Source organism: Simkaniaceae bacterium (assembly GCA_021734805.1).
Taxonomy (GTDB): Bacteria; Chlamydiota; Chlamydiia; order Chlamydiales; family JACRBE01; genus Amphritriteisimkania.
Genome location: JAIPIG010000003.1, coordinates 64,957 through 75,641, shown reverse-complemented (window position 1 = coordinate 75,641; position 10,685 = coordinate 64,957). Strand labels below are relative to the sequence as shown.

Sequence of the window (10,685 nt, the reverse complement as noted above, 5' to 3'; positions counted from 1 at the left end):
TAGGATAGAATCTGTATCGATATGATCTATTTACAATTTTCATATTATCGTTGTAACACACCATTAAGTATCGTGCAAGAAGAAAAGATGGCTTATATCCCCACGCCTAAAGGCGGGGGTTTTACGCCGTCAGCGATAAATAAAAAAAAGGAGCAGCGTTTGCTGCTCCTCAAGGAAATACATGAACTATACTTCGTCATTAAGTTAGAAATCCCAACGAACATCAAACAAAATACCTTGTAGAGCCACGTCTTCTGAAACATTTGGAGATCTTCTTTGTTGATTAAGAGTTTCACCAATTTGTGTATAGCTATCCATGTTAGCTAACATTTGGTTTACGCGGAACATATAGTGGAAGTCCCATCCTAATCGAACTCTAAGATAATGCTTTCTTTCTTTAAAGAATGATCCATAAGCTAAACCGATATTGAAATCGAGTTCCGGAACAATTCTTCCAAAGCTATTTGATGTGTAGTAATCAGCATTAGTCTGAACGCTATAGATCTGATCTTGATACACCTTAAATTTAGCATAGAGTAAAGAAAGACCTGAATTTGTAAAGATGCTGAAACCCTTTCCAAGATCCCACATGTTGTTTAAGCTACCTGTAGGTCCAATCCCCCAAAAACGAGACTTGTCATTGACATAAACTGAGTTAACGCCAAGAGCAGATCCGCCGGAGTAGGTTGTGTTTTGTTTAAGAGATAACCACTGAGTTCTAACTCCTCCCTTAAATCCAAAAGAAAACTTCTCTTGTACGAAAAAAGGATTAGATGCCGTTGCATCAAGCGAGTTAAGGACAAAATTAAAGTCTGATTTTGCTCGACCAACCGATGTGAGGAGGGTAGAATCATCAATAATGTTAAATTTTGCTTTTACCGGTAAAACAGAACTGAGCAATCCTGAGTTGGCTTGAGCATTTGTTGTATTTTTTAGGTACATGTAATCAAGTGAGCAATCCCACATACGCTCAGGCACTTTATACCCAAGCCCGGCAACAATACCAAAGCTCCAATTAGCATCAATTTGGCTTACATCTTCAAGAGTTCTTGAGCTAGTCGATGGAGTGTTGCTCTTAATAGCAAATTGTGTTCCACCAATTCTTGGTTGCTCATAAACAAACCCAAGTTGTAAATGCCAACCCTCGTTGTCATTATCAGGGAGAGCAGATGCATTCTTTGCACCCATTCCGCCCATTGTGTTGGTTGTTGTAGACATTGACACTTGTTTTTCAAGTGTGTCAATACGGCTATCCATTGTCGCTGCAAATGACATAGCTGGCACTATCGCGCTAAACACCAACCCATTAAGGAAACTAAATCTCTTTATCATATTTATCCTCATACAAAAAGTCGTTATGTAAATTAAAAGTTAACCTACATACATAAAAGAATCCACATTTTTTTTTAAAGAAAAAAACGAATTCCTTTTCCCTCTCTCTATGAAAACAAATAAATATTTATAAAAAAAAAGCAGATCATTTCTGATCTGCTTTTTCGAAACTTGTGAGTTTCTAATGGGCTTAGAAGCTCCAGCTAGCGTCTACAGTAAGACCGTGGATTCCTAAGTTCTCATTTGCTCTTTCAAAGTGAACAGTTGTATCTGCTTCGTAATCAATTTTTAACATTTGATTTTGGAAGAAGAAGTATTCAACGTTGTAACCAATTCGGATTCCAAAGTGGTGAGTTGAATTATCAACATATGTGTCATAAGAAAGACCAATGATCCCTTGAGCTGTAGGAACAACACGGTGAACATCGCCATTGATGCTTATAACATGGTTAACGTTTTGAGAATAGTTCTCTCTGTGGTTTACATCAAAGCGGCCATAGAGAAGTGATCCGTTCACATCACCAAAGATGCTAAAGCCTTCGCCAAGATACCACTGAGTGTTAACACCAACTTCAGGACCCATTCCCCAGAATTTGCTAGTATCATTAACATAAACACTGTTTACATCGAGCTGGCTTCCACCAGAGTATTGAGTGTTTTGTTTTTGAGAAATCCACTGAGAAGATAATCCAAAGAAAGGACGAAGTGTAAGCATTTTGCTCACAAAAAAGTCTCTTCCAAGTTGAAGATCAAGCAAGTTCATGTTTAAGCTATAATCAGATGATGCCGATGTACACTGATCAAAGCTACCTTCAGTACCATCAACAATTGTACTAGCAGCTCTTAAAGGAACAATGACTCCATTAAGACCGGCTGCAACTTTTCCGTTTGAGCTTTGGTCGTAATAGTGATAATTAAGGCGGACATCCATTCCATCATGTGGCATATTGTATCCAGCCATGATATTTAGTCCCCAGCCCCATTTATAATCAATATCTTGCATACTGCCATAAATAGGGAATGTGTTTGCAGAATCATTGTCTGTATAAGCGTAATCTGTACCACCAGCTTTAGCTTGTTGGTAAACAAATCCAGCACCAATATAGAAACCGGTTAAATCTGATTCTGGGCGAGCAGAAGCAGTATTAGCACCAAATGATTCCTGTTCTGTTTCTATGCGGACTTGTTTCATTTGAGTCTCTAATTGAGAAACTCTAGAGTCCATATCCATTCCAGCAAAAGCTGCTGCGCTAGCAGCGATAGCAGCGAAAGCTAGAGGGACTTTCTTGAATAGGTTATTGTTCATGTCTTTCCTCATGGGGGTTTACAAAAAATTAAAGTTTATTGTTTCTAATTCACCGTATAAATAAAATATAATATTTTTTGAAACATTTTTTATTATTTTTCATTTAATTTTTAACATCTTAATTAACAACCTTGCTAAAAAAAGCCCCAAAGTGGGCTCCTAAAAGCCCTTTTTATTAATTTAAAAAAAAGATTTTTTTTTACAAACCCATTAAAAATAAAGGGTTTTAGGCCATCTTTTTTAAGAAAATCAAAAAATCCCCTCCATGAATAGAGGGAATTTTTCGATAGTCAGGGAATATTGACTATCATATCATCCGGTCCGCTTGAGAGCTCCCCGGATAGGGGAACGAGATTGCTGCTTGGCCTCCGCTTATCTTATTTCGATCGGATACAATAATATGCAGCTCCCTTAAGTGCAGTTTCTTGGTCAAGAACCACTTTAACAGGAATCGACTCTAATAATTCCTTAAACCGACCCTTCTTAGTAAAGTTTTCAATAAACCCCCCTTTTTGAAGGGCTTTTAGAATCTTAGGTGCAATTCCACCACCAACATAAATTCCACTGATTGCCAGGTATTTAAGCGCTAAATTCCCAGCTTCGGCACCATAAATTGAACAAAAAAGATCCATTACTTCCATACAAGTTCTATCGTATTTTTCAGTTCCTTGCTGTGTGATAATAACAGAAGGATCTTGATCTTTAGGACATTCTTCAACCAATTGACACTTAGCCATTTTTTCAACCTGAGTTAAAAACCGGTATAATTCCCAAAATCCCTTTCCGGATAAAATTCTTTCATAGGAAACGTGTTCGTATTTTTGTTTTAAAAACTCAAAAAGTCGCATTTCTACTTCATTTCTTGCAGCGAAATCAGCATGGCCTCCTTCACAAGCAAAGGGAATTGTTTCTTCTCCATTGTAAAAAAGACCGGCCTCTCCAAGTCCCGTTCCCGCTGAAATCAACCCCTGATTTCCTTTAACTTCTTCTATTCCAGCATTTAGAGTAAAAAAATCTTTCTCTTTAAGGGTTTTTATCCCATACGCATTTGCTTCCAAGTCGTTAATAAGGAAAATCTTTTCAATACCTAACTCTTTTTCCATTTTATTTGCATCAATGACCCACGGTAAATTTGTTGCCTTACAAATATTGTCACGAATAGGACCGGCAACTCCAAAGCAAGCTCTTTTAATTTTTTGTGGAAATTTCTCACAGAATATACGGACAATTGAAATGAGATCCGGATATTCGTGACTATGAAATTTTTGAGATACAAAGCTTTTATATTCAGTATCATTTAAATGATAAAAGGCTAAATGGGTCTTTGTCCCACCAATATCCCCCGCAAGATAAACCATGTCTTCACCTAACAATTTGTTTTTTTAAAAGAAAATCTATACCCCTTTTTTGTCTATCTTTTTTTACACTGAAAGGAGTTCTCTTAAGTTTTTATAAAATTGCCTCTTCATTATTACAATCCAGATAGATAATATAGGAAGATCGATGTAAATTTATTATTTTTAAATATATCAACAGATGGAGAAAACCTATGACTCAACAATCTGAAACCCCCAAAAAAAAAGCCCTCCAGGCTGCAGTTTCACATATTGAAAAGCAGTTTGGATTGGGATCTATTATGTCTCTCGGCAAACAAGCCACTATTCGAGTAATTAGCTCTATTTCTACCGGATCTATTGCACTAGATGTCGCCATAGGAGTTGGTGGAGTCCCAAGAGGAAGAGTCGTTGAAATTTATGGCCCTGAATCATCGGGAAAATCAACCCTAGCCCTACATGTTGTCAGCAATTGCCAAAAAAATGGTGGAATTGCTGCCTACATCGATGCTGAACACGCGCTTGATCCGGGTTATGCAAAAAAAATTGGAGTTAATCTCGATGAACTAATGATTTCACAACCCGATTGCGGTGAAGATGCGCTTAATATTGCCGAAATGCTTGCAAGATCAAATGCCGTTGATGTGATCGTCATTGACTCTGTTGCAGCCCTTGTCCCCAGAAGCGAACTTGAAGGGGAAATTGGCGACCAGCACATTGGTTTACAGGCCCGCATGATGTCACAAGCCCTAAGAAAACTAACGGCCACTTTAGCTAGAACAAATACTTGCGCTATCTTTATTAATCAAATTCGAGAAAAAGTGGGGGTTTTCTTTGGAAACCCGGAAACAACAACAGGGGGAAGAGCTCTTAAGTTTTACTCTTCTGTCCGTCTAGAAATTCGACGCACCGGCTCGATTAAAGGGACTGAAAACCTAGACAAAGGAAATAGAGTCAAAGTCAAAGTTGTTAAAAATAAACTAGCGCCTCCTTTTAGAGTTGCTGAGTTCGACATCTTATTTAACGAGGGTATTTCAAGAGAAGGCTCTGTGTTAGATCTAGCTATTGAGCTTAATATTATTGATAAAAAAGGAACTTGGTTGACTTATAAAGACCACCGATTCCAAGGAAGAGAAGCGGCTCGCTTAGAACTACAAAAAAATGCTGCCTTAACTGAAGAATTAGAAAAATTGATTGTGCAGCGCAAAAGCGACAATCTAGTGGCTGTAAAGCAAGAGGAAGTTGAGGATGAAACACTTGTAGATGAAACACTCTCTTTAACTTAATTCTATAACCAATGAGTTTAACTGAATAAATCTTTTTAGACCTTTTAGAACAAAACCTTTAGGGGGGTTAACCTCCTAAAGGTTTTTTTTTGTAAATCTGATTTACATATACCGCCATACAATCTTTAAAGAAGAAAATCAAAAAAGCTGGTAACTAGAAGTTATACCGATTAGCTAGAACAAAAGTATTGTTATGGATTTTGAAAAATCACTGAAAGATGTTATGAAGCAAACAGAAGAAGCTTTAAAAAAAATAAAAACCATAGATCCAGCAAAACTCAATGAAATTCTAAATAGTATCCAAGGAACGGAAGTTATGGATTCCATTTTAGAAAATCACAAGAAAGATTTTAAGGGGGATTACGAAGGCTTTCTTGAAAAAGCCGGAATCAAAGACAATGATAGTCCCATCTTAAAAATACACAAGATTTATGAGTATGAAAAAAAGATAAAAAAAAATGACTAAGTCGCTCCAAATTATGAACCATACCAGATCCACTTCAATTTTCTTGAGTAAGATTGAAGTGGATCTGGTATAAACTCGCAATGGTTTACATGTGCGCCGGTATTCTAACGTGGCTAACTCGAGCGATTAGAGTATCAGCTAAAAACTTAAGCGCATCATTTGTTAAACCTAGCTCATCCAAGAGCAGAAAATAACGGGATAGGTGGGCATTCATAATCTCAAAAGCCCGATCTTTTCCAAGCTGAATGGCAATATTTAGAGCATTTTTTTCTGCCAAATCCTGATCGAGATCAAGTAAATCATCGGCAATTTGAAAAGCTAGACCGTATGTGTAAGCTAATTCGCGTATAGAATCGATTTGTTTCAAATCTCCCCCTCCAAATATCCAGCCGAAAACAAAAGAAACCTCAAAAAGAGTTCCCGTCTTGTGGTAAAAAATTTTTTCAACCACTTGAAGATTCAAATCCTTCTCAAATAAATCCCAATATTGGCCCGTTGTCGCCCCAAAAAAACCTGCGGATTTTGAAGCTAATTCAATCGCTAAGGCAAAACGAGGCCCTCGGTCTTCGATTAATTGGGCATTTTCATGGATTTTATGGAAGGCGGCAGTTATCAAACCATAACTTGTCAACAATGCCTCAGCTTCTCCAAATTCTTTATGTAAAGACAGGCGATTACGCCGAAAATCATCATTATCCATGCAAGGCATATCATCTGCAATAAGAGATGCCGTGTGGAAATACTCAACAGCTAATGCTGCCGGCATGGCACGATGTATACTGGAGAGATGATCGGCAATAGAAAGAACGATAATAGGTCGAACTCGTTTTCCCTCATTAATCAGGCTATAACGAGAGGCCTCAATAAGAAGGCTCTTTGGGCCTAGGCTATCAATGCTATTGATCAAAGCGATTTCAAAAGGTTCTTTATATTTTTGAAGAGGATTCATTTGCATAGACAATAGTGAGTTCAATCATGAATATTAGGACAGCTTATGATTTATTTAGCAAGATTTTGGTAAATTCATAGCGTAAACCTTACTAGTTCAGGTCTCGTATAAAGACAAGTATGAGGTAAAACCAGTGTTCCGGGCTGTAGGACAACATTGCACCCAATATTAGCATGAGTTCCGATGATTGATCCAAATTTTTTAATCCCCGTATCAATAAAGTCATTGCCTAGTTTGATCTTGACCTGATGCTGATCAAATCTCATATTGGCGCAGATAGCGCCTGCACCTAAGTTGACATAGGATCCCAAAATTGAATCACCAACATAGTTAAAGTGGGGCGCCTTCGAGTGTGGCAATAAAATACTATGCTTAACTTCAGTTGCATGTCCTACAACGGCCCCTTTATCTAAAATTGTATAGGGGCGGATCAATCCGCAGTGACCCACATGGGCTCCTTCTTCTAAAATACAGGGGCCAATGATTTTAGCGTTTTCCTCAATCGTCACATTTTCCCCAATGAAGACTAAATCCGGATTAACGATTTTCACAGAAGCGGAAATCGATGAATGAATACCCCTATTTTCATATTTATCGATATATTCCTTCAAATTGATCAGCAAATCCAAAGGATTTTTGAATTTATGAAAAAATTTCATATGAGCTGTGTCTAAATCCGGAAAATATGTTCTCCAATCCAGTAAAACCATAAAGAAGCTGTCCTAACTTAAAATGAAACATGTATGTTCTGAAATTCAATTGTTTTTTTAAAGTGAATTGTTGAAGTTGATCAAAAACATGACTTATGAACGATCAATAACAACCACGTGATGATCCTATTTCTCTCTATGTAATTACCCTCTTTGGGTTTACCTTATCTTCGTTTATAATCGCCTGTTTTTTACAAGATTCCCACACCCTCTTTTAGTATTAATAATAATATATATATAATATTCTTCTTCTTCATAGCGTGTGGAAGCTGTTGATAAGTGTGGGTTTTTAAGAGAAGAAGGGTTTTGTTGATAACATGTTTAACAATGGTTGAAAACCCCACTTTTTTGAACAAACTCAGGTTATGAACAAGTTTAAGCACAAGTGTTGAACAGGCTATTAACGTAGTTATAAACAATCAATAAAGAGGGAGCGAATGAATGGATAGGAAGCTGCAATCTCCCCGGCTTAAAGCGGGGGTTCTCTCACGCGTCCAACGATGGGATAGCCAACATTCATTAACCAAAATGAAAAAAACAGCATCCTGTTTGTGCGTGTTAAGGCGTAGGAATAATTTTTGTATTTGATAAGCTATAGTTAATAGAGAAAAATATCTGAGTGAGAGGATTCGAACCTCCGACCTCAAGCACCCCAAGCTTGCGCGCTGACCAAGCTGCGCCACACCCAGATAAAATTGATTTGCGACGTCCTTAGAAAAGAATTTCTAGGGAAAACCGAGGGTAATGGTACAAAGTTATCGCCTTTCTGTCAAATCTTTCCGGTTTGGCAGAACGGATGTATACCGCTCGGGATTCAAGAGTTACTATCCTATTTATGGGGAGATTTTTAATCACTCCTGGTATATCATGAGGAATTTCCCTTGTTTTACGTGGGAAAAGGTATCAAAAATCACTTGAGTACAAATAATGACAATGACAATTCCTAAAAATTGGCATGAGATTTTAAGTGAAGAAATCAATAAGCCATATATTGCGGATCTTAAGGAATTTATACGCGATAGAGCTGTTTTAGGTAAGACAATTTATCCTCCGTTAAATCAAGTTTTTAATGCTTTTTCGTATACCCCTTATCATGAAGTCAAAATTGTGATCATTGGTCAAGACCCCTATCATGGGGTGAATCAAGCTCATGGACTTTCATTTAGTGTTCCTAGGGGAGTTAAAATCCCGCCTTCATTGCAAAATATCTACAAGGAAATGCAGAGGGATTTGCATTTGCCGATTCCAACTCATGGAAATTTAGAGAATTGGGCTAAACAAGGCGTTTTGCTTTTGAATGCAACTCTTACTGTAGAAGCGGGCACGCCAAAATCCCATTTTGGGCAGGGATGGGAGATATTCACAGATGCTGTTGTGAAAAAATTAATTGAAAGGAAAGATCCTGTGATCTTTTTTCTTTGGGGAAAAAGTGCTGAGGCTAAGTTAGATGCGATTAGAGAAGTACCCAATCAACATCAGGTCCTCATTGCAGCTCACCCTTCTCCTTTTTCTGCACACAGGTTTTTTGGCTGTGGTCACTTCTCAAAGGCAAATGAATTACTTTTCTTGTGGGGAAAGAAACCCATTGATTGGTCCGTTGATTAGTTTTATATCACGAGCGGCATATATCGCTCTCGAACAACTCCCTGTATACCACTGATTTTTAGTTCTTTTTTCTAAAAAACAAACTTTGCTTTTTTAAACATAAACTATAATTATTTGAAAATTAATTTATTATCCTTTATTTAGGGATATTAAACATCTTTTTTGTTATAATGTTTGCTCAAATAGCGGTTTAAATGGCTATTGAGAAGGGGGATTTTATATGTTTAAAGCTTTTTTACAACTATCTTGTCAGCTAGTTGATTCAAATCAGGCAATTGTAGAAATTGAAGGTAGGGAAATAGAATTTTACACCTCAGATGCAATATGGCAAATTTCAACAACAGTCCGGTCTCAAAGCAAAATTCCCAGTTCAATTATTGGCCTTCTTTCACAATCATTAATCGCAAGATGGGGACTAAAGGGCATTCACTTCAAGTATAACGATCAATCAAAAACAATATCTATTATTCAGAAAATAACCCCCTTAAACAATTTTAATAAATTTAAAACAGCCATTCTTAGCTTTCTAAAACTACTCAATGAATGGGAGTCTGTTTTTAAATCTCTAGAGAAAACTTCTGAAGTCAATCACTTTTCTTAGTGATCTGTATACCGCTTGAAATAAAAATATTTTCTCATATAAGTTTATAGAGATCTTGTTCAATATGCCTATTTCGGTATAAATGAGCTTATTTGATGGCCAATGGACTACTAGTTGTCACATGGTTTGACGTGTGGGCTCATCCCTTAAGAAGTTTTGGTCTCCGTTCAAAAGAAGGAAGATATGTTGCCTACCTTTTCTAGTTTTGTTCCTATTATAACTCCGTTCAATTCTCAGGGAGATGTCGATTATTCCGCTTTAAAACGATTGATTGAGTGGCATATTATCAATGAAACGAAGGGATTAGTATGTTTTGGTACAACAGGAGAGTGTTCAACGCTTTCTGAGGATGAAAAGATAGAAATTTTAGAGTTTTGCTGTGATATTATTCAGGGTGAAACTAAATTAATTGCAAATACGGGGACGAATTCAACACTTGTTTCTAAAAGATTAACGGCAATTGCTCAAGAATTAGGGGTTGATGCTGCTCTCATTGTCGTTCCATATTATAACAGACCGAATGAAAAGGGGTGTATAGCTCATTATAGGGAGATTGCGGCATGTGGGCTTCCCTTTATCGCTTATCATATCCCGTCAAGGACGGGTATTGAGCTCTCATTTGAGGCAATTTGTCAAATACTATCCATTGAAAATTGCATTGGAATTAAAGAATGCTCCGGACATTCGCAGTTGATTCGACAAATTGCAAATGCATTCCCCAATCATTATATTTTTTCAGGAAATGACCATTCAATTCTCAATGATCTGCGGGCCGGAGCCAATGGAAGCATCGGAGCGATTGGCAATGTTATCCCAACGATTTGGCAGGCTATATTGAATTTATCTCAGCTCGATTTGATTCGTGCAGAGGGTCTATTCAATAAGTATCATGCACTGATTCGATTGATTTACAGCGATGTCAATCCACAAGGTATTAAGTGTGCATTAAGTTGTATGGGATTCATTGAAAATCGATTGCGCCTTCCTTTGATTCCCGTTTCAGGAGAATTAGAGGAGTTGATTTATCAGGAGCTTTTACATTTAGGTTTACTTGAAATGGAAACTCAGACTATTTATGAAAAATAAGTTACTCACC

10 protein-coding genes and 1 tRNA gene are annotated in these 10,685 nt (G+C 37.3%); 5 read left to right on the top strand and 6 right to left on the bottom strand.

The window, feature by feature from the left end; all coding sequences use genetic code 11:
* Positions 1-204 precede the first annotated feature (204 nt).
* The 3 genes from K9M07_01235 to glk form a co-directional block, all read right to left on the bottom strand.
* Positions 205-1,332 (bottom strand): hypothetical protein, encoded by a 1,128-nt coding sequence (locus K9M07_01235; GenBank protein MCF7851845.1) that lies wholly within the window; start codon positions 1,330-1,332, stop codon positions 205-207.
* 190 nt (positions 1,333-1,522) lie between these two features.
* Entirely contained in the window at positions 1,523-2,638 is a 1,116-nt protein-coding gene (locus tag K9M07_01230) for an MOMP family protein (protein ID MCF7851844.1), read from the bottom strand.
* Between the two features lie 377 nt (positions 2,639-3,015).
* On the bottom strand, positions 3,016-3,996 hold the full coding sequence (glk, locus tag K9M07_01225) for a glucokinase (GenBank protein ID MCF7851843.1): 981 nt from the start codon (positions 3,994-3,996) through the stop codon (positions 3,016-3,018).
* 191 nt (positions 3,997-4,187) lie between these two features.
* On the opposite strand from glk, the gene recA reads away from it, so the two are divergent.
* Both recA and K9M07_01215 read left to right on the top strand, forming a co-directional pair.
* On the top strand, positions 4,188-5,258 hold the full coding sequence (recA, locus tag K9M07_01220) for a recombinase RecA (protein ID MCF7851842.1): 1,071 nt from the start codon (positions 4,188-4,190) through the stop codon (positions 5,256-5,258).
* Between the two features lie 193 nt (positions 5,259-5,451).
* Positions 5,452-5,724, top strand: a complete 273-nt coding sequence (locus K9M07_01215; protein MCF7851841.1) for a hypothetical protein — start codon at positions 5,452-5,454, stop codon at positions 5,722-5,724.
* A gap of 85 nt (positions 5,725-5,809) precedes the next feature.
* Here K9M07_01215 and K9M07_01210 read toward each other — a convergent pair whose 3' ends face one another.
* The 3 genes from K9M07_01210 to K9M07_01200 form a co-directional block, all read right to left on the bottom strand.
* A complete protein-coding gene (locus K9M07_01210) occupies positions 5,810-6,673 on the bottom strand; it encodes a polyprenyl synthetase family protein (GenBank protein MCF7851840.1) in 864 nt (287 codons plus the stop codon).
* Positions 6,674-6,747: 74 nt separating this feature from the next.
* On the bottom strand, positions 6,748-7,383 hold the full coding sequence (locus tag K9M07_01205) for a UDP-N-acetylglucosamine diphosphorylase (protein ID MCF7851839.1): 636 nt from the start codon (positions 7,381-7,383) through the stop codon (positions 6,748-6,750).
* Positions 7,384-7,997: 614 nt separating this feature from the next.
* Positions 7,998-8,072: transfer RNA gene (locus K9M07_01200), tRNA-Pro, on the bottom strand.
* Positions 8,073-8,310: 238 nt separating this feature from the next.
* On the opposite strand from K9M07_01200, the gene ung reads away from it, so the two are divergent.
* The 3 genes from ung to dapA all read left to right on the top strand — a co-directional run bounded on the left by ung (position 8,311) and on the right by dapA (position 10,675).
* Positions 8,311-8,988 (top strand): uracil-DNA glycosylase, encoded by a 678-nt coding sequence (ung, locus tag K9M07_01195; protein MCF7851838.1) that lies wholly within the window; start codon positions 8,311-8,313, stop codon positions 8,986-8,988.
* Positions 8,989-9,208: 220 nt separating this feature from the next.
* Positions 9,209-9,589 carry a hypothetical protein gene (locus tag K9M07_01190; GenBank protein ID MCF7851837.1) on the top strand — a complete coding sequence of 127 codons (381 nt, stop codon included), beginning with the start codon at positions 9,209-9,211 and terminating at the stop codon, positions 9,587-9,589.
* Positions 9,590-9,772: 183 nt separating this feature from the next.
* The gene (dapA, locus tag K9M07_01185) at positions 9,773-10,675 is read left to right on the top strand and encodes a 4-hydroxy-tetrahydrodipicolinate synthase (GenBank protein MCF7851836.1); all 903 of its coding nucleotides are present in this window, start codon (positions 9,773-9,775) and stop codon (positions 10,673-10,675) included.
* Positions 10,676-10,685: the final 10 nt, after the last annotated feature.